Source organism: Tenuifilum sp. (assembly GCF_037481895.1).
GTDB classification, from domain to species: Bacteria; Bacteroidota; Bacteroidia; order Bacteroidales; family Tenuifilaceae; genus Tenuifilum; species Tenuifilum osseticum.
Genome location: NZ_JBBFKU010000037.1, coordinates 1 through 20485, shown reverse-complemented (window position 1 = coordinate 20485; position 20485 = coordinate 1). Strand labels below are relative to the sequence as shown.

General features: G+C 42.9%; 18 protein-coding genes. 9 read left to right on the top strand and 9 right to left on the bottom strand.

Going from position 1 to position 20485, the window contains the following annotated elements; translation table 11 throughout:
* Positions 1 to 146: 146 nt before the first annotated feature.
* Together rmuC and WHS63_RS10845 are read left to right on the top strand one after the other, a co-directional pair.
* The gene (gene rmuC, locus WHS63_RS10850; RefSeq protein WP_445205122.1) at positions 147 to 1616 is read left to right on the top strand and encodes a DNA recombination protein RmuC; all 1470 of its coding nucleotides are present in this window, start codon (positions 147 to 149) and stop codon (positions 1614 to 1616) included.
* A 75-nt stretch (positions 1617 to 1691) separates the two neighbouring features.
* A complete protein-coding gene (locus tag WHS63_RS10845; protein ID WP_445205121.1) occupies positions 1692 to 2615 on the top strand; it encodes a glycosyltransferase family 2 protein in 924 nt (307 codons plus the stop codon).
* 6 nt (positions 2616 to 2621) lie between these two features.
* On the opposite strand, the gene der is transcribed toward WHS63_RS10845, so the two are convergent.
* The 3 genes from der to WHS63_RS10830 are packed head-to-tail and all read right to left on the bottom strand — an operon-like array spanning position 2622 to position 6078.
* Positions 2622 to 3929 carry a ribosome biogenesis GTPase Der gene (der, locus tag WHS63_RS10840; RefSeq protein ID WP_369489232.1) on the bottom strand — a complete coding sequence of 436 codons (1308 nt, stop codon included), beginning with the start codon at positions 3927 to 3929 and terminating at the stop codon, positions 2622 to 2624.
* Between the two features lie 42 nt (positions 3930 to 3971).
* The gene (era, locus tag WHS63_RS10835; protein WP_369489231.1) at positions 3972 to 4853 is read right to left on the bottom strand and encodes a GTPase Era; all 882 of its coding nucleotides are present in this window, start codon (positions 4851 to 4853) and stop codon (positions 3972 to 3974) included.
* A gap of 19 nt (positions 4854 to 4872) precedes the next feature.
* Positions 4873 to 6078, bottom strand: a complete 1206-nt coding sequence (locus tag WHS63_RS10830) for a pseudouridine synthase (protein WP_369489230.1) — start codon at positions 6076 to 6078, stop codon at positions 4873 to 4875.
* 543 nt (positions 6079 to 6621) lie between these two features.
* Between WHS63_RS10830 and WHS63_RS10825 the strand changes: the two genes are divergently transcribed.
* The gene (locus WHS63_RS10825; RefSeq protein ID WP_369489229.1) at positions 6622 to 8706 is read left to right on the top strand and encodes a hypothetical protein; all 2085 of its coding nucleotides are present in this window, start codon (positions 6622 to 6624) and stop codon (positions 8704 to 8706) included.
* Positions 8707 to 8775: 69 nt separating this feature from the next.
* Here WHS63_RS10825 and WHS63_RS10820 read toward each other — a convergent pair whose 3' ends face one another.
* Positions 8776 to 9339, bottom strand: a complete 564-nt coding sequence (locus tag WHS63_RS10820) for an REP-associated tyrosine transposase (RefSeq protein WP_369489228.1) — start codon at positions 9337 to 9339, stop codon at positions 8776 to 8778.
* A 299-nt stretch (positions 9340 to 9638) separates the two neighbouring features.
* Here WHS63_RS10820 and WHS63_RS10815 point away from each other — a divergent pair, with 299 nt between their 5' ends.
* From WHS63_RS10815 to WHS63_RS10805, 3 genes are all read left to right on the top strand, one after another.
* Positions 9639 to 10469: a hypothetical protein gene (locus tag WHS63_RS10815; protein ID WP_445205120.1), complete on the top strand. Its 831-nt coding sequence runs from the start codon at positions 9639 to 9641 to the stop codon at positions 10467 to 10469.
* Positions 10470 to 11309, top strand: a complete 840-nt coding sequence (locus WHS63_RS10810; RefSeq protein WP_369489226.1) for an agmatine deiminase family protein — start codon at positions 10470 to 10472, stop codon at positions 11307 to 11309.
* A gap of 200 nt (positions 11310 to 11509) precedes the next feature.
* Positions 11510 to 12493: an ADP-ribosylglycohydrolase family protein gene (locus WHS63_RS10805; RefSeq protein WP_445205119.1), complete on the top strand. Its 984-nt coding sequence runs from the start codon at positions 11510 to 11512 to the stop codon at positions 12491 to 12493.
* Positions 12494 to 12574: 81 nt separating this feature from the next.
* Here WHS63_RS10805 and WHS63_RS10800 read toward each other — a convergent pair whose 3' ends face one another.
* The 4 genes from WHS63_RS10800 to WHS63_RS10785 all read right to left on the bottom strand — a co-directional run bounded on the left by WHS63_RS10800 (position 12575) and on the right by WHS63_RS10785 (position 15189).
* On the bottom strand, positions 12575 to 13288 hold the full coding sequence (locus WHS63_RS10800; protein WP_445205118.1) for a tRNA1(Val) (adenine(37)-N6)-methyltransferase: 714 nt from the start codon (positions 13286 to 13288) through the stop codon (positions 12575 to 12577).
* An 11-nt stretch (positions 13289 to 13299) separates the two neighbouring features.
* The gene (locus WHS63_RS10795) at positions 13300 to 14079 is read right to left on the bottom strand and encodes a TIGR02757 family protein (RefSeq protein WP_445200930.1); all 780 of its coding nucleotides are present in this window, start codon (positions 14077 to 14079) and stop codon (positions 13300 to 13302) included.
* 2 nt (positions 14080 to 14081) lie between these two features.
* Complete coding sequence (locus tag WHS63_RS10790; RefSeq protein WP_445205117.1) at positions 14082 to 14732, bottom strand: ABC transporter ATP-binding protein; 651 nt, start codon at positions 14730 to 14732, stop codon at positions 14082 to 14084.
* Between the two features lie 232 nt (positions 14733 to 14964).
* On the bottom strand, positions 14965 to 15189 hold the full coding sequence (locus WHS63_RS10785; RefSeq protein WP_445205116.1) for a Sec-independent protein translocase subunit TatA/TatB: 225 nt from the start codon (positions 15187 to 15189) through the stop codon (positions 14965 to 14967).
* A 138-nt stretch (positions 15190 to 15327) separates the two neighbouring features.
* Here WHS63_RS10785 and WHS63_RS10780 point away from each other — a divergent pair, with 138 nt between their 5' ends.
* From WHS63_RS10780 to WHS63_RS10770, 3 genes are all read left to right on the top strand, one after another.
* On the top strand, positions 15328 to 16665 hold the full coding sequence (locus tag WHS63_RS10780; RefSeq protein WP_445205115.1) for a saccharopine dehydrogenase C-terminal domain-containing protein: 1338 nt from the start codon (positions 15328 to 15330) through the stop codon (positions 16663 to 16665).
* Between the two features lie 389 nt (positions 16666 to 17054).
* Entirely contained in the window at positions 17055 to 17237 is a 183-nt protein-coding gene (locus WHS63_RS10775; RefSeq protein ID WP_445205114.1) for a hypothetical protein, read from the top strand.
* 549 nt (positions 17238 to 17786) lie between these two features.
* Positions 17787 to 19868: a Na/Pi symporter gene (locus WHS63_RS10770; RefSeq protein WP_445205113.1), complete on the top strand. Its 2082-nt coding sequence runs from the start codon at positions 17787 to 17789 to the stop codon at positions 19866 to 19868.
* Positions 19869 to 20041: 173 nt separating this feature from the next.
* On the opposite strand, the gene WHS63_RS10765 is transcribed toward WHS63_RS10770, so the two are convergent.
* Positions 20042 to 20401: a hypothetical protein gene (locus tag WHS63_RS10765; RefSeq protein WP_445205112.1), complete on the bottom strand. Its 360-nt coding sequence runs from the start codon at positions 20399 to 20401 to the stop codon at positions 20042 to 20044.
* Positions 20402 to 20485 lie beyond the last annotated feature (84 nt).

Genomic DNA, 20485 nt, shown 5'->3' with positions numbered 1-20485 from the left:
CTCTTTTTACACCAACATTTGAAAAAAGTTTGATAAACAGCCCAAACTTGTTGACAACTTTACTAAATACATGGGAGAGGGAAAGCAGTTTTTAGTAACTTTATAGACTGTAACGTTTTTTCTAATAGTTTGATAAACATAAATTTATGGAAGTTATTATCGCGTTAGCCGGAGTTGGAGTAGGCGCATTGCTTATTTACCTGATTTTAAAAGGCAAAACAACTAATGCTGCAAAACAGCAAGCCTATATTGATGAGTTGACCGCAAAGCTGAACCAGTTGAGTACCGAGGTTGATGTATTAGCCGAAAGGAACCGACATGCCAGCGAAACCATAAGTACATTACAAGCCACACTTGCACAACGCGATGAGGAAAGGATAGCGCTAACCGCAAAGGTTTCATCGCTTGAAGCATCGCTACAGAGTGCCACTAAAACAACCGATGAACTGAGGCAGGAAATTGAGAAGCTACTGGCTGACATCGACACCAAACAGCATCAGCTTGAACAGGCACGTTACAGGGGAGTAGAGCTTGAAAAGGAGAATATCTACCTTAAAGAATCGCTTGAAAAGCAAAAAAAGGACTTAGAGGCAATTGGCGAGCAGTTCACCAAGGAGTTTAAGCTCCTGGCCGACCAAATCCTTGAGGATAAATCGCAACGGTTTACCAAAATGAACGCGGAAACCATCGATAGGCTGCTGAAGCCGCTCGACGAGAATATAAAGCAGTTCCAAAAGCAGGTTCAAGAGGTTTACGAGAAGGAAAGCCGTGAGCGTTTCTCGCTGGGCGAGAAGGTTAAGGAACTTAGCGAGCTTAACCGAACCATCAGCCAGGAGGCCAAGAACCTAACCGAGGCGCTGAAGGGGCAGGTGAAAACACAGGGAAACTGGGGCGAAATGATTCTTGAGTCCATTCTATCCAAATCGGGGCTGGTAAAGGGGCGTGAGTACACCGTGCAGGAGTCGATAACGGACGAGGAGGGGAAGCGTTTTCAGCCCGATGTTATCATTTCATACCCCGACAACCGTAAGGTGGTGATTGACTCAAAGGTGACACTGGTGGCCTATGAGCGTTATTGCTCGGCATCGAACCCAACGGAGCAGCAAGCTGCTGTAAACGATTTGCTACAATCGGTTAAGCGACATATAGATGGACTATCGGCAAAAAGCTATGACGAGCTGGTTGATTCGCTCGATTTTGTAATGATGTTCATCCCAATTGAACCCGCATTTATGCTTGTGATGGAACGCGACCCGGCAATCTGGAACTATGCCTACGAAAAGCGTGTTTTGCTTATCAGCCCTACAAACCTGATTGCTGCTTTAAAGCTGATATACGACCTGTGGCAGCGCGAGTACCGCAACCGTTACGCCGAGGAAATTGCCAAAAAGGGCGGCCAGCTCTACGATAAGTTTGTGGGTTTCCTGGAAGATTTCCGTAAAATAGGCGATAGCCTCACATCTGCTCAAAAAAAATACGAGGAAGCGTTTGGGAAGCTAAAGGATGGCAGGGGCAACCTTGTGGTTCAGGCACAGCAGCTAAAGGAACTAGGAGCAAAGGCAAAGAAGAGTATCCCCGACGATTTCCTGCCTATTGATAACGAATTGGATGAGTAAGGCAAACAAAAATTTCGATTTCATCGTATTACAATGAGGCAATTTGTGTTACTTTAGCAGTTTAATTGGCTTAGAATGATTTCGGTTTGCATTCCGGTTTACAATTTCGATGTTACCGAGCTGGTTGGTGAGCTTATTGCTCAGGCTAACCGGTTGCAATACCCAATTGAGATTCTCATATTCGACGACCACTCGCACAGCTACTTCCGGAACCGCAACTCGCAGCTTGCCTCGCATAGCTTGGTCAACTACCTGGAGTTCGATTTCAACATAGGCCGTTCAAAAATTCGCAACCGCCTAGCCGATGTTGCCACCGGGCAATGGTTGTTATTCCTCGACTGCGATGTAATGGTTGACGACCCGAATTACCTTAAACGTTACATTGAAAATCTACCTAACGCAAAGGTGGTTTGTGGCGGACGTAAGTATGGCCCCAAGCCGTTCCGTCACGAGCTTCTGCTCCGTTGGAAATACGGCGTAAAACGCGAATGCCGCTCAGCATACTCCCGGCAGCTAAAGCCATACAGCTCGTTTATCAGCGGAAACTTCCTGATTGAGTACGACACCTTCCACAGCATCCGATTCAACGAGGAACTATCAGGCTACGGGCACGAGGACACCCTCCTTGGCCTTGACCTAAAAAAGCATAAGGTTGATATCCTCCATATCGATAATCCAACCATACACATGGGGCTCGATAGCAACCAGGAGTTTTTGGAGAAAACCGATCAGGGCGTGAAAAATCTTGTTAAGATTTTGCACATTATGCCCTGCATGCGTAGGGATATTGAAAAATCAATTACCCTACTCAAGGTATTCCGTTTCCTGCGAAAGGTTGGAATGCTCTACCCCTTAAGGTGGGTGTCGCGTGTATACACTCCCCTGCTCCGCAAACAGCTTTGCGGTAGCCGTCCATCGATCCTGCTGATGGACTTATACAAGCTAACGCTACTGGCTAAACTGTACACAAAAGGCTGGCGTAACCAAAGCCAGCCCTGAGAAATGCTACTTCTCCCTAAAGTATATTTGAATAGGTACTCCGGTAAGGTTAAACTTTTCCCTTAGCCTATTTTCAATGAATCGCTTGTAAGGATCCTTTATATACTGTGGCAAGTTGCAGAAAAATGCAAACTGTGGGGTTTTGGTGGGTAACTGCGCGGCATACTTAATTTTCACAAGTTTACCCTTATAAACCGGCGGCTCCTTGATTTGCAGTGTTTCCTGCAGAAAATTGTTTAGCTCCGAAGTGGGAATTCGGCGCTTACGATTTTCGTAAACCTGCATGGCGGCTTCAATCACCTTGAAAACACGCTGTTTGGTTAATGCCGATGCAAAAATGATAGGAACATCGTTGAAAGGGGCAATTCGTTCCTTGATGAGCTTGGTGTACTCATCAACGGTTTTGTTGTTCTTTTCCACCAAATCCCATTTGTTTACAACCAGCACTAAACCTTTCTTATTGCGGACTATAAGGCTGAAGATATTCATATCCTGCCGTTCAATTCCTTGGGTGGCGTCAATGAGCAAAAGGCATACATCGGAGCTCTCAATTGCCCTTACGGAACGCATCACGGAGTAAAACTCCAAATCCTCCTTTACCTTGGTTTTACGCCGTAGGCCAGCAGTATCGACAATAATAAAATCATGGCCAAACTTACGGTAGTGGGTATCAATGGCATCGCGCGTGGTGCCGGCCAACGGGGTTACAATGTTACGTTCCTCACCAATAAAGGTGTTGATTAACGACGATTTACCCACATTTGGGCGGCCAACAACGGCAATGCGGGGCACTTCGTTTTGCTCAGCTGACTCATCAATATCGGTGAAATGTTTCACAATATCATCGAGCAAATCGCCCGTACCGGAACCATTGATGGATGAGATACACCATGGGTCGCCAAGACCCAAGCTGTAGAACTCACCCGCTTGCATGCGTATGGCGTTATTGTCAACCTTGTTGGCCACCAGGTAAACGGGCTTTGAACTCCGCCTCAGTATCTCTGCCACAGCAATATCCATGTCGGTTATGCCCTCCTGGGCATCAACCAGGAAGGTGATAATATCGGCCTCATCAATAGCAATAAGCACCTGCTTGCGAATCTCCTCCTCAAAAATATCATCGGAATTTTCCACCCAACCGCCCGTGTCAATCACTGAGAATTCCTTTCCATTCCAATCGCTTTTCCCGTAAATGCGGTCGCGGGTAACGCCGGCAATTTCGTCAACAATGGCATGGCGCCAGCCAACCAAACGGTTAAAGAATGTCGATTTACCCACGTTGGGCCTTCCTACAATAGCAATTAAATTTCCCATTGCCCTAAATATCGTTTTAAATGAAATACTACCAATATCGAATTACAAGGGGTAACCAAAGCGTTTGAGCTTGCCCTCGTCGTTGCGCCAGTTGGGGTCAACCTTTACGTAAATCTCCAGGAATACTTTTTTCCCCAGAAAGGTTTCCAGCTCGAGGCGTGCCTCGGTTCCCACCTTTTTCAGCATTCGTCCCTGGCTTCCAATTATAATTGACTTCTGCGACTCCCTGTCCACATAGATTATCGCCCTAATACGGTCAATTGTTTCCGATTCCTTGTACTCTTCAATTTCAACCTCAACCGAGTAAGGGATTTCCTTTTTGTAGTTCAGCAGGATTTTTTCCCGGATAATTTCGGCTGCAAAAAAGCGGAGTGTCTTGTCGGTTAGGGTATCCTTGGGGAAATACTCAGGCCCCTCGGGCAGCCTCTCAACAATCATGTTTGCCAACGCATCGGTGTTAAAGCCGTGCAGGGCTGATATTGGAAGAATATCGGCCTTGGGCATCATTTGCCCCCACTGCTCAATTAGGAGCGCAACCTTTTCCTGTGTGGACAGGTCAACCTTGTTTATTGCCAGGATAATTGGAATATCCAACTGCTGGATTTTGTCCAGGAATTCCTGATTCTTATTGGGTGTTTCAACCGTGTCGGTGATATAAAGGATTACATCGGCATCCTCCAGCGCCGACTCCACAAACCGCATCATGGCCGATTGCAGCTTGTAGGCGGGCTTCAGAACACCCGGCGTATCGGAGTAAACAATCTGAAAATCGTCGGAGTTAACAATGCCCATTATGCGGTGGCGGGTGGTTTGCGCCTTGCTAGTAACAATGGAAATCCGCTCGCCCACAAGGGCATTCATTAGGGTTGATTTACCCACATTGGGGTTACCAATAATATTTACAAAACCCGATTTGTGCGACATGGCCAAAGATGATTAAATCCTAATAAAACCTATTCATCTTAAGCATGTTAACCTCTTTCTCGGTAAGGAAGCGCCACTTGCCACGTGGCAAATTCTTCTTGGTGAGGCCGGCAAAGTAAACCCTATCGAGCTTTATTACCTTGTAGCCTAGCGACTCAAAGATACGACGGACAACGCGGTTTTGGCCGCTATGGATTTCGATACCCACCTCGGAGCCATCGCTTCCATCAACGTAATCAATGGCATCTACCTGAATTTTTTCGCCGTCGAGCTCAACCCCCTCAAATATTTTATTCAAATCTTCGGGGCGAACCTTGCGGTCGAGTCCCACATGGTATATTTTGCGCTTTTTGAAGCTGGGGTGTGTCAGCCTGGTGGTAAGGTCACCATCGTTGGTGAGCAGAAGCACGCCAGTGCTGTTGCGGTCCAGCCTACCAACGGGGTAAACACGAACATCGCAGGCACCCTCAATGAGCTCCATCACGGTATGCTTGGCATGGGGATCGTCAACGGTGGTAACGTAGTCCTTGGGTTTGTTAAGCAGGATGTAAACCTTGCGCTCAGCGGTTAGCCGCTTGCCCTTATACATAACCACATCGTCGCGACGAACCTTGGTACCCAGTTCGGTAACCACCTTGCCGTTAACGGTAACCATGCCGTTAGCAATCAGCTCATCGGCCTCGCGACGGCTGCACACCCCTGAGTTGGCTATATACCTGTTAAGGCGGATAAGCTCATCGGCTGTTTTTTTGGCAACCATGCCCTCCGCCTTTGCGTTATCGCGGGTGTACTCCTTGCTTTTGCTTTCGTTGTAACGGGTATGTTTTACCAGCTTAAAGCCATCGTTTTTCCGTCCACTTTCGTGCTTACGCTCATCCCGTGATGGTCTTGAGCTACGCTCGTGTGCGGTTTCGCGCGGCTCATGCTCCCTGGAATCGGAATCCTTTTTCCATGAGCGTGGGCGGTACGATTTTGGCTGTTCGGAATTGTCGGATTTTGGTTTGCGGAAATCGCCTCGGCGGCTATCCTCTGACCTGCGCTTTGGTTCCGGTTTGTGTTCATCGGAACGGGGTGAAACTCTTTTCTCGGGCTTAGAATCGCTTTCGTCGTTGGCATCTACCTTTTTCAACGTAAGGGTTCTAGGCCTGTAAACCCTGGCGGGTTCCTCGGGGGAGTTACTCCGCTTCTCGCGTTTAACATCCCTGTTCATACTCTCTTTTCTCATTTATATGCTTAATTATTAACTATTTACGGCTAACGTCATAGCCATTTAGGCTTGCAAAGATACAAACAAAAATTGATTTACATGCTGATTAAGAGAAATTTGTGTTTAGTTTATAGTGTTTAGGTTTTTCTGATTGTAAATCTGGGCAAAGCAGGGGCGAAAGCGTCTGAAAGACGAACTCGAACAAAGAACTGCCACAGGTGACAAAACACCATGCTGATTAGATGTGTCCAACTATCAATCCCCTTAATTTATTTGCCCCTTTGTACTTGCTTTGAATGGCAGAGGATATGTGATGTAGATTTAGGCTTGAAATCTGAAAAAAAGTTTTAACTTTACCATGGGATTTGGTTTTTGGGTTATTGTAAAACTATCCCTTAACGGGGATGTTTCCAACTTCACTTTTTTTATCTACAAAATTTATTTTGGACGGATGTGAGAAAAAATAAATAGTTTGTTGAAAATTCACAAAGAGAAAGAAAAAGAATTAACGAACTTTAGCCCAGTTTAATGGATAAAGCGTTTAAAGGGGAAATGTAAAATATGATAAAACAGGACAACAATCAATTATTCAGGCTAGCAGCAGTATTGTATGCTGACAACAATTATGAGGTTTCTACAAAAACTATCATCCGAAAGGTTATTGAATGTGCTATTTTAAGTAATGGCAATAAACCGTTGAACATTCATCAAATAATTGAGTTTGTCCAGACGTCTTACAATTTAGATCTTATTGAAGAAGAAGTAATTTCAATTGTAACTCACGAGAAAGAAGAAGGATTTGTTGTTAATGTTAAGAAAGAAGAAATAATTATAAACTTAACTGAAAAAAGGAAGATTCACCTTGAATCAAAAGTTTCAAATAAAACTATTGACTTTTTCATTGATGAGTTTGTGAAACTAAAATCAGAATTAGCTACAGGCATCAATGTAAAAGAGATTATTTACAGATTTTTATATGAATTGCTTAGTACAAATGTAGAAGGTTTTAAAAAACTACTTAACAGCAAAAATCAAATTGAAGACCTAATTAATATTGAATCTCATAACTACACTACAATTGAAAGAGAAGTTATTAACGAATTTCTAACTTGGGATAATAACGATAAAAACAAAGCGATTTTTGACATTGCTTCTTATGCTCTTGAATATTGTATGATTTCCAATAATGGAAAAGGTGTCCAATTACAACTTAATAATCTAAAAAATAAAGTTTTCTACATAGACACTAATGTTATTTATAGAGCATTAGGCATAAATGGTGAAAACCGAAAGAAAAGAACTATAACTTTTTTAAAGAAGGTAACTGAAACTGAAACTAAATTAGTTATTTCGAAATATACTGATTTAGAGCTTAAAGATTCTGTAAAGTTCTATGTTGATAAATTAAAAAAGTATTCTTTGAATCAGCCAATTAGTCCTGATGTTTTCAATGAAAAATATTTCAAAAGTTTGTCTGACATTTACGATTTTTATTATCAATGGCGATTGGGATTAGTGAATGATAGCTTAGAACTATTTGAAGCTCATATCCTAGGGCTTTATGAGAAATTCAAAGAAGAATTTAATGTCACTACTGAATACAAGATCCCTTTTAATGATAATGATGAAAAAATAAAAGAAAAAATAACATCTCTTTCAAATGAAATTTCTCGACAAAAAGACGCTGACAATTCCCGTCACAATTGGAATGGAGATTATTATGATGCTTCAAATATTCTCTTAATTGAAACAAGACGAGAAGGCAAAGAATCGAATATATTTGAAACAAAACAGTTCTTTATTTCCACCGACCAATCATTAAGAAGATGGGACTACTATAGAAATTTATCAACCCCTGTTGTTATTCTTCCAAGCCAATGGCTTAGCATTATACTTAGATATATATGCAGAACAACAGACGATTATAAAAGCTTTGTTAGCTTTTTGAACTTGCCGAGTGGAGAAACTAAAATAGACAGCGAGAAAATTCATATCATTTTAAAAGGCATCAGTGAAATGACCACAAACTTTGACCAACAGAGATTTTTGGTTCAAACATTGGTTCAAAGAAAATTTGAAGGAGTACTTGAAAACGGAATCAAGGATGAGGAGATCCTAGAAAGGACAAAAGACTTTGCGAAAACTGAGTTACAAAAACAAGTTGAAGAAATTGCAGCGAAGCATCAAAATCTACAATCAGAGCTTGAGACACACAAAGAATCTACTTCTAAACTGATACAAGATTTAGATCAGAAAGCCACTAAACAAGCAAAGGAACTAATAGAGAAAGAAGAAGAAAATAAAAGGCTTAAAGCTAAACTTAGTCAGGAATTTATTGACAGTAAATTGAGTGATTGGCGTACTTCAGCCTATTGGTGTTTGCCATTGATTATTGCCATAGGCGCATTTTTCTTTTTCCAATTGTTCTATATTGATTGGGAGTACAACTATGTTGAAAAGTTAATTCAATATATTGACAATAATCCGAGTGAGTCAAAACGTAATTGGATGATGGCAGTCAATGTTGCTCTGTTAGGAGCAATTGTGGGGCTAATACGATTTTGTTGGAATAGACTTTTTTCTTTCGAAAAGAAGGAGGAACAAATAAACAAAATAGTTCAAAATTTACCTGATGAATATAAATAGCACCCCGTTCGGCTGAGGCTATACGCCTCAGTCGAATCTATCTATTCGGGCACTGCCCGGTAAATATAGCTAATTGTACGTTTTCCACCGTATGTCTACGGTAATTACATCTATTACTGAATCTAACCCTGAGTAGTTGCGTGCGCTGGAGTACAGGTAATCCTCTGGGTTTACTACAATGCCGCTGCGTACTGGATTTTGGTGGATATAGTGAACCTTCTGCTCTATAAACTTTTGGCTGTAAATATGCTCGGCATGGTTCTCGTGCGTCCAAAGCTGGAAGGTTTGCTTGCTTTTTAGCTTGCCTTGGTACTCAAATACCACCCGGAGCCATTCGCTCCGGCTTTCCTTCCCACTTTGCATGATTTCGAGGAACCGTTTGCTGGTGTAGCTCTTAAAATCACGGACAAACCCACTTAAATTACCATTTTGGCTCTGCGCCAGCAGGTGAATGTGGTTCGACATGATTACGTACGCGAATAGGTTTAGCCCCTTATTCTTTTGGCAGAACTTTAGGCTATCGATAACCACATCGCGGTACTCCTTGCGGGTGAACAGATCCACCCATCCCACTATCTGAAACGTTAGGTAGTACGCGCCATCCTGCTCCTGTATCTTGTAGCCTGTGGACATTGATCCGGTCTGTTGCTATAACAAATCTACAAAAATTCAGCAATAACTTTTACGTGTAACTTAGATTTTGTTAACCTATTCTGGCTAAAGTGTAACGTTAGGCTTAGGCTCATTATGCTTATGGCTTTGCCTGTACTTGAATTATAAAAAAACAGGCACAGCCTGCTACTGATAGCCCGACGGCGGTGCAACCGCCGCCGAACACGGGGCGTTTATTGCTTTTTACAGCCTCGACTCAACATAAGAATATATGCCGGGGAATAAGGCTGGTGATTTTGGAAAAAAGCGCTAACTTTACCATGGGAGTTGGTTTTAGGGTTATTGTAAAACTATCCCTTAACAAGGATGTTTCCAACTTCGCTTTTTTATATTACAAAATTTTATTTTGTACGGATGTGAAAGACATTAAATACCTCGACCTTTACCTATCAGCATTTGAACTTGAGAGTAAAGACAAAGAAATTGAACAAAGTAAATTTGCAGAATTTTGGCATTACTTAAACGGGTGCCTTGAAATCAAATCGCTTGACGAGAAGTTTTCAACATTGGCCTACTATTTAATGAATTACTTGTGTTTAGTTGTTGCCTACCAACCATACAGAATTACTGAATTAGAAGTTTACTACTACGATAAAGACAATCACCCGGATCCTTATGTTCATTGTTCTACAGAACAACTTTTTGCGGGCAACTGGTATTTTAACGGAGCAGGTTTAGATATTACATTTGGCGACTATGAAAAGAAAATTTATGGTGGGCTTTTAATCAGGGGAATTATGAAATTTGGAGATAGTCCACGTTACATAAGCGGCCCATCAAACGTTCTTAAAGAAATTTTCTCAAACATCGGTAACATTTTGACAGGCAAAGGAAGCATTTGTTTGAGAGAGCTAAAAAAAGATAAAATTGAAGAGATAAAAACCGAACCAATCCAAGCGGTTCGTATCGGCTTGACTAAGAAAAAAGAGGACACAGAAAATTATGCCGAGAAAAAATATCGATATATAGTTGAACTAAATCTTCAACATAAATTCAAGGATAAAGCAAAAGTTGTTCGGCAACTTTTGGCAGACAACAAAATCAATAAAAAACAAGCCAAAGAAATAATGGGCTACGACATAAATCCGTAAATGATACCCGATAGCCAAACAAATACTCTTTACATTGCTGACTGCTTACCAAAAAAGCATCCAAAATTCTTTATGGACTTTGAAGCGGTATTAAAAAAGTGTGGTATCACTTTTCAGCTATTACCTTACACCAAAGACATTTGGGCTGTTGATTATATGCCAGTTCAAGTTACAGCTGACAAGTTTGTTCAGTTTGTTTACAACCCAGACTATTTGCAAAGCCGGAAATGGTTAAAGACAATTCCGGATGTTGAAAGTATTTGCAACTCAATAAGACTTAATCGAATAAAATCAAACATCGTTTTAGATGGAGGTAACGTAATAAAGACAACCGATAAAGTAATAATGTGCGACAAGATTTTTCTTGAAAATCCAAACTATTCAAGGCGACAACTTTCAGATAAATTAAAAGAATTATTTGAAATAGATAAACTCTTTTTTGTTCCTCAACAACCAAAGGATTTTACAGGTCACGCAGATGGAATGGTTCGTTTCCTTGACAACAATACGGTAATAATTAACGACTATTCAAAAGAGAAACCAGAATTTCAGAGAGCATTTAAAATTGCATTGGACACCGCAGGGCTTGACTACATCGAAATCCCATACAACCCATACGGTAACAAGACTAACGGACAAGCAAATGGCATCTACATCAACTTTTTACAAATGCAAAATACGGTTATCGTTCCAACTTTTGGTATTAGGGAAGATGATATCGCAATTCGACAATTTGAACAACTTTTTAGAGGACAACAAATAGCAACTATTGACAGTAACGAAGTGGCTAACAATGGCGGAATACTTAATTGTATAACATGGAACATTTTGACAACGTGATAAGAGAAACGCCATATGACACTCCTTACTAAACCCTTTTCCACACTACTATTGCAAAAAGCATAATATGGAATATCAAACAAGCGATAAAGTGTATGAAAAGTATTTGTTATTGATTATAAGCCCCGCCAAAGATGAGCAAATAGTTTTTTTGGTGGATTTTTATTTTTAAATTTATAAATAAAGTAATTCAATAAACAATGAAAGCGTTAATGCAAAACGAAATTCGTAAAGATAATAGGACTCTTAAACAAATTAAATCTGCACTTTTTGGGGTTGCAGTTGGCGATGCTTTAGGGGTTCCAGTCGAGTTTAAAAGCAGACAAGAGATAAGCCAAAATCCTGTAACTACTATGATTGGTTACGGCACACACAATCAGCCTCCTGGGACTTGGTCCGATGACAGTTCGCTAACTTTTTGTTTGGCCGAAGGATTGACTAATGACTTTTGCCTTGATGAAATAGGACAGAATTTTGTAAAATGGTACAACGAAAATTATTGGACACCCTATGGTGAAGTTTTTGACATTGGTGGAACAACCAAACAGGCAATTTTGCGAATTGCAAAAGGCGAAAATCCTGAGTTGGCGGGTAGTTCAAAAGAAACCGATAACGGTAACGGTTCGCTAATGAGAATCTTACCGCTGCTTTTTTATTTATATAACAAACCAATTAATGTGCGTTTCGAAATTACAAGAAAGGTATCTTCAATAACTCACAGGCATATCCGTTCAATTATTGCATGCTTTTACTACCTTGAATTCGCTAAGCAAATTATTGAGGGAAGAGACAAGTTTGATATTTACAGCAATTTGCAAACATTTGTTTTAAATCATTTAACAAATCTTTCAATTAACCCAGCAGAAATATCTTTGTTTGACAGATTGCTAAAATCAAGTATTTACGAACTTGACACGGAACAAATTTATAGTACTGGTTATGTGGTGCATACTCTTGAAGCCAGTATTTGGTGTTTAATGACAACAAGTAATTTCAAAGAAGCCGTTTTGAAAGCGGTCAATTTGGGATATGACACTGATACAACAGGAGCTGTAACGGGAGGCCTTGCAGGCTTGCTTTACGGTTTTGAAAATATTCCCGAAGAATGGGTACTTCAAATTGCAAAACATCACGAAATAGAAAATTTGGCAGAACGGCTTTGCATAAAAATTACAAGTTGTTAGCATGGTATCTGCATAGTACAGAATATGGTGCTAAAATTGAGAGCAGAGCACCTGTATATTCCCTGCTTGTATCATAAATCTCTAAAACCCCAAGTAAAAATCCTCGGTTAACCGTTTGTACTCATCGGAGTAGGAACCATCGGGGTTGTGGATGGTGAGGGTGCTTTCGGCCACAGCCCGTTTTTGGGTTTCGAGCTGGAGCAGGACCCTTAGCACCTTTCGGCCGGGTCGCGACTGCACGTTAACCTTTTGCGTGCAGTAAAGGCCATGTGCGCCAGCCAGGGCAATGAATACATTACCCTCGGAGTAAGGGAATACTCCACAGAACCTGCCGCTTGGGGCAAGCAGCTTTATGACGCCCTCAATCAAATGGTTGTAGGGTAAACTCTCGGTATGGCGCGCAATGTTTCGGCCGGTGTGAGCCGATTTGAGCGACTGGTTGAAGTATGGTGGATTGGAAACAATCAGGTCGTACCGGTGGCTTACCGAGGGTGCAAAACTCTGCAGCGAGCAGTTGATAACATCGATACGGTTAGCCCAGGGCGATAGGTTCACGTTGCTCCTGGCCTCGGCTGCCGATTGCGCATCAATCTCAATGGCATCGATGTGTGCACCTGTGTTGCGTTGGGCAAGCATAAGCGCAATTACACCGGTACCCGTGCCAATATCGAGTATTCGGTTAGTGCCGGTAACATTAGCCCATGCCCCTAAAAGCACACCATCGGTATTTACCCGCATGGCCGCTTTTGACTGGTGCACTGTGAATTGCTTGAATTTAAAGTAGCTATTACCCACGGAGTTGCAAGTTAAAACTTTTCATGAAGGCCTAAACCAAAAAGGGCGTAATCGTACTTAACGGGATCGGCGGGATCAAACTGCCTTAGCGCGTCGGTAAGCTCAACCACGGCTTTAAAATCGTCCTGCGCGCGTTGCAGGATTCCCAGCTTACGGGCTACCCTGCCGGTATGTAGGTCGAGCGGCATAAGTAATGCCGAGGTTGGAATGGTACTCCAGATGCCAAAATCGACCCCCTCAGTTGCCGGGCGAATCATCCACCTCAGGAACATATTTATACGCTTGGCGGCAGCACCCGCAGCAACATTGGGGACATGGCGGAGAGTGCGTGCAGGAACCTCGCATTCCATAAATACATTGCGGTAGGCCTGTATGGCATCGTGTACCGATTGCTGTTGGCGGTAACCCTTGGCAAATACCTGTTCAAGTCCGCCTAAATGGGTGTATATGTGCCTAAGTACGTAAACAAACTCAATGGCATCGGCTGAGCTGAAGGTTCGGTGAACAAAGCCTTGCAGGGCATGCTCGTCGGCTTTGGAAAAGTTCACTACAAACTCGTAGGGCTTATTGCCCATGATGCCCATAAGCTTGCTGGCGCTATTCACTATCGATTTTCGGCTGCCCCATGCAAAGGTTGCAGCAAACAAAGCGCTTATCTCAATATCGTGCTTATCAGAAAAGCCATGGGGTACTTGAATGGGATCGCCAATGATAAATGCAGGGCAGGCATACCGCCTGTACCTGTCGTTAAGCAAATCGGCAAGTTCAGCAAACGACTTAGGTGTAAGCATGGCTAAACAAGTTGACCGTCGTTCATGGAAATTTGCAGGTCGGCCATGCGGGCCAATTCCTTATCGTGGGTTACCACCACAAAGGTTTGCCCAAAGGTATCGCGCAGGTGAAAGAATAGCCTGTGCAATTCCTCCTTGTTGTGTGAATCGAGGTTGCCTGAGGGCTCATCGGCTAAAACTACCATGGGGTTGTTGATGAGAGCCCGTGCAACAGCCACACGCTGCTGCTCCCCACCCGATAGTTCCGATGGCTTATGGCTAACCCTGTGTGACAAACCCAGAAAATCAAGCAGTTCCTTTGCACGATTTGAGGCGTCGGTCATGCTTTTGCCTGCAATTAAAGCAGGCATGCATACATTCTCAAGAGCAGTAAACTCAGGCAAAAGGTGGTGGAACTGAAATACAAAGCCAATATGGCTATTGCGGAAACGAGCAAGCTGTGTATCGTTAAGCGCTGTAACATCGGTACTATCGTATAGCACTTTACCTTTATCGGGCTGGCTGAGCGTTCCCATAATCTGGAGCAATGTGGTTTTACCTGCCCCGCTTGGCCCAACAATGGCAACCACTTTCCGTTCAGGTATCTCAACCGTAATGCCCTTGAGCACGGTAAGCGCTCCAAACGATTTAACTATGCTTTCAACCTTTATCATCTAGGTAAACTAAAAAATGAAGTTCAACAAAGGTAAACATTTTAGGGAAAGGATAAAGGATAAAGGGAAAAGGGGAAGGTGTTTAGTGTTTGGTGTTTAGTGTTTTGCTGATTTCCTATCTGAGTAAAACATTTCAATCTGCGTATTCGGTGTTCCATTGGATTTGCCATCAACAAATAGCCAACAACTATCAACATCAACTATCATTCTGAGCGTTGCGAGGGAACTCAATCTAACCAGCATGCTTACTGCTGGGGTTGTCATCGTTTTCAGGGTCTTTGTCGTCCAGGTTAGTCAGGCTGATTTGGCTGCGAATCTCGGCGATACTTTTTTGCAAGTAGTGGTAGGTTCTTCCCAGTAATCGGGCAACATTTAGCAGGGTTGCCGAGTCAAAGAGCAGCAAAGCAACTATAACGATTACAACCAGTTCCCATAGGCCTACAAAAAGCAGAATCATGGTACTCAACGTTTACTACCCAAAGGTAGTCAGAAAAACAAAAAAAGTTTACAAAATCATAGTTTATCAGCCTAAAAAATTATAGTTTGGCACCAAATTTAAACCAAAAGCTATAAACCAAAACCTAAACCTTGAGATATGAGTAAGATTCTTGTACTAGGGGCAGGACTGTCATCGTCCGATTTAATCAAGTACCTGCTGGACCACTCTAAAGTGCTGGGCTGGACTGTACGAGTTGGCGATTTATCGTTGGAAACCGCCCGGCAAAAGGTAAAAAATCATCCCAATGGTCAGGCCATACAATTCGATATCAACAATAACAAGCAGCTGCAGGATGAGGTATCATGGGCAACGGCTGTAATATCGTTGCTGCCTGCATTTATGCATCCGGTGGTTGCCCAGGAGTGCGTTAGGCAAGGCAAGCACATGCTTACCGCCTCGTATGTTTCGGACACCATGAAATCGTTGCATGAGGAGGCCCGGCAGAAAGGGATTGCCCTGCTAAATGAGCTTGGGGTTGACCCGGGTATTGACCACATGTCGGCCATGCGGGTTATTGACGAGATAAGAGCCAAGGGTGGAAAGCTAACCGGATTCATAAGCAATACCGGCGGCCTAATTGCGCCTGAAAGCGACAACAACCCATGGAACTACAAGTTTACATGGAACCCACGAAACGTTGTTCTGGCTGGACAGGGGGTTGCTCAGTACCTTGAGAATGGACAGTACAAGTACACCCCATACCACCGTCTTTTTACCAGCGTAAGGGAGTACAATATCATGGATTTGGGCAAGTTTGAGATGTACCCCAACCGCGACTCACTCAAGTACAGGGAGATATATGGGATTGAAGATATACAGACCATAATACGAGGCACTCTGCGTCGTGCCGGGTATAGCAAGGCCTGGAATGTGTTTGTTCAGCTTGGCATGACCGACGACACCTATAAAATGGCTAACAGCGAAAAGCTAACCAAGCGCGAGTTTTTGAATAGCTTCCTACCCTACCATCCCACCGAGACCGTGGAGGAGAAGCTGAAAAGGATAATCCCTGATGCCCAGGACGAGGTGGTGTTTAACAAGCTGAAATGGCTAGGAATGTTCGACAACGAACCCATTGGCCTTGCAAATGCAAGTCCTGCCCAACTGCTTCAGCATATCCTTGAGCCCAAGTTAGCCCTTGGCCCTAACGATAAGGACATGATAGTAATGCAACACATATTTGACTATGAGCTTTCCGGCAAAAAGCATCGCAAAACATCAACCATGGTGACTATTGGTAAAGATACCATTCACACCGCCATGTCAATAACTGTAGGAACCCCGCTAGCCATTGCTACCAAGCTGCTACTGACCGGGCAGATAAAGGATCGTGGTGTTATTGTTCCTACCAAGGCGCATCTTTACAACCCGATTCTTAATGAACTTGAAAACTTTGGGGTTAAATTTATTGAGGAGGATGTTGAGCTGAGCTAGATTTTAACGATTACCTAAAACCATTAAGCCGGATGTTTTGTCCGGCTTTTTTTTATATTGATAATGCAATGTCGTATAGTTAACAAAAATATAAATGCCTGTCATCCTGAGCGCAGCGAAGGATCTCTAATCGACCCCATAAGACATTTCGCTCGTGCTCAATATGAAAATAGTTTCACGAACAACGCTTCCAGCCCCGTAGGGGCGTAATATTTGTATCACCTTGATTATTCCCACATGTATAGCGATGCACGCAATACTTTTTCCAACGAGCATGGGGTAAACGTTGCATCGCAAAGGAAAAACATTGCAAAGAGTGATTTTCATGTTCTTTCTTGTCTTGATACAAGAAAGAACCAAAGAAAATCAAGGCTGAAAAGCCCGACCCGATGGGTACCCCGTGGGTGGAACTGCCACGCGATACTATTCGCCACGCCTATGGCGTGGCTCATGTGGTATCGCTTACTATAACCGCCGCCACGTTCCACCCCCGACCCATTCTCGGGTCAGGCTTTTATGCCACTGTTTGCTTCTTCCGCTCCATTCCTCCTCAGGGAAAAGGGCTGGGGTGAGGTCGTATCCCACGAACAACGAACATCGCTTCCAGCCCCGTAGGGGCAAAATATTTGTAACACCATGATTATTCTTAAATGTATAGCGATGCACACAGTACTTTTTCCAAAGAGCAAGGGTGAAACGTTGCATCGCAACAGAAAAAAAAACTGAAAAGAACGATTTCCAAAAAAACAATAAGAATAAAAGGGTTTAAGGTAAAGAGATGCTTCGGCTAGCTCAGCATGACAAGTAGCAGAAAGGAAGACAGGGTTTTTGTCATCCCAAGCAAAGTCGAGGGATCTCTTCAAAGGATTGAAGAGTAAAGAGCAATGAGATGCTTCGGCGAAGTCAATCTATATAAATCGGGACTCAGCACGACAGCAGTAATGTTTCGCTTGCGCGTAACATGACAAATAACCTTAACTAAACAATATTGATTGATAATAATTAAGATGCAGAAATAACAGGTGATGGATTTGAAACAAGCTATCAAGGTGATTGTTTTAGTTTGAATAAAAAAGCGGAAAGACTATTGCCTTTCCTGATATTTTTGGGTAAATTGGACTATGCTAAAATGTTTAAATACATTCAGGTATTTTGGTGTAATTGCCATAGCTATCATATTTTGCGGTAGTGTAAGAGCTTATGCCCAGTACTACACCATTCAGAAGTATAGTGCCGAAGGTGGAGTAAAAGCCTCAGGCGATGAGCAGTGGGCCAGAGCCGGCGAGCGACTTGAACATCCATTTATAGTTGTGGTAACCGATTCCTCAGGGAATCCTGCCCCCGGGGTAAGGGTTACGTTTGAAATTACCCGCGTTCCCTTTGGCTCAAAAGGACACCTTTTGGAAAGGTACGAGGTATTCACCAACAGTCAGGGCATTGCACGCACCCAGCTTCACTTGGGTAATAAGGAGGGCGAGTATCAAATATCGGCAAGCATCCAGACTGAGAGCCCGCAAAACTTTGTGATTTTTACAGCCTATGCCAATGCACGCAATTGGGCAATAATGCTAATTGTTGGCTTGCTGGGAGGGTTAGCAATATTCTTTATCGGCATAAACCAAATGAGTACTGGTTTACGCCACGGTATTGCCGATAAGCTAAGGCTAATTCTGCTACGCATGTCGAGGAACAGGGTTGTGGCAACCTTTTTTGGGGCACTGGTTACCGTTATAACCCAGTCGAGTAGCGCAACCACGGTGATGCTTGTTGGATTTGTACAGTCGGGTTTGTTGCGATTTGAGCAAACCATAGGCATGATACTGGGCGCTGCCATTGGTACTACCATTACAGTCCAGCTAATTTCGTTCAAGTTAGCCGATTACTCGCTGCTGGTGGTAGCCCTTGGCTTTGGCATTATGGTATTTGTGAAAAAACACGTTACCCGCAGCATTGGCGAAGCACTTGTAGGCTTTGGCCTACTATTCTACGGCATGCACCTTATGTCGGGTGCCATGTCGCCACTAAAGCATTACGAACCATTCCTACAGGTTATTGAAAGCGTGCAGCAACCATTAATAGGCGTGATGGTTGGAACCTTTTTAACCGCCCTTGTTCAGAGTAGTGCGGCATTTATTGGGATTGTGCTTACCATGACCACCCAGGGGCTCATATCGCTTGAGGGTTCAATCCCTTTACTCATGGGTGCGAACCTGGGCACGGCAGTAACCGGGATAATTGCAGCATTTGCTGCGGGCCGCGAGGCCAAAAAGGTGGCCATGGCCTACGCTGTATTCAAATTCATTGGAATACTCCTTCTATTCTGGCTTATTGAGCCCTTTGCTCAACTGGTTAGGTTCCTCACTCCCGATGTAATGGACACCTTTGCCGGGGGAACTGTTACAAACATATCGAGGCAGGTGGCTAATGCCCACACAATCTACAATGTGCTACTCGCCTTGATTGTTTTGCCTTTTACCGCTCAGTTTGCCCGTATTGTGGATTGGGTTATGCCAATCTTCCCTGAGAAACAACAACGGTATAAAACCCAGTATATCGATATCAACCTGATAAATACTCCATCAATTGCCATTGAGGTTGCACGGCGCGAGCTGGTGGGCATGGCTCACTTGGTAAACTCAATGCTAAGCGATAGCATTACCCTATTCACCCACAAGGATTCAAGAGTAATTGACTCAATCCGCGAAAAGGAGGAGCATGTAAACTTCCTGCGCGATAAGCTTAACGACTACCTGCTCCGAATAAGCCATGCCGATATAAGCGATAATGAGGTTGACAATGTGTTCAGGGTGATGTTTGCCACCAAGGAGCTGGAGCAGATAGGCGATATTATATCAAAGAATCTGATTGAGAAAGGGGAATGGTGGCTGGGTGCAGGACTGGAGTTTTCCGATGAAGGGAAAAATGAGCTTGTTGAATTCCATAGGCTAACCCAAAAGCAGCTTAACCGAGCCATTGAGATACTGGACACACTGAACCTGGATGTAGCCCGCAAGCAGCTCCGCAAGTACGATCACTACAAGAAGGTTGGTATTGAGCTTGAGCGTAACCATTTCGATAGGCTTAAGCAGGCGGTGGGCAAATCCATTGAGAGCTCCAAAACGCACCTTGAGCTGGTGAGCCTTTACCGCATAATTGGCAGCCATGCCAACAACATAGCCCGGATTACCATTGGTGAGGGATAAGGCAAAAAAAGAACCTAGAATTTGGGAAAGGTAACGGTTCCGTGGTTACAACTGCTGGGGAGTTAAAGTCAACGGCGTCATCACACGCTAAACCGAAACTAAATTACTAAAAACTTTCGAATCTGCATCATCAGCCCCAGTAGGTTGAACCACGTGTTGTATGCAGTTTTTAATTACTTTAATATTTTCGGATAATCCATTTTCCAAATCTTTTCATTAGAATTCCAAATTAAAAATGGACCATCAAAGCCTTCAGAGTAAACAATTTCATATTCTCCATTATCGTTCTTCGTGTATAATGGTTTTGTAGCAATTAAGTCTGTCTTAAATCCTAATTTTTCCAACGTTTCAAAATCTTTATCGTCAGGTAGTTTTTTTTCCTTTTCTTTGTATTCCTCAATTCTTTCAATTAATTCATTCCCTTTTCTGATATCTGATTTTCTGGTTATTTCAAATGGTAGATTCAAATAAATTGTTGTTGCTGATATTAAAACGGTAATTATTATAATAGAATAGAGTAATAATTTCTTCATATTACTGCACAGCTGTCCAAAATAATTTAAAATCAAAAAATGCCTAATTGTTAATCAGGTGGTTAGGGTTCAAAAGTAATCAAT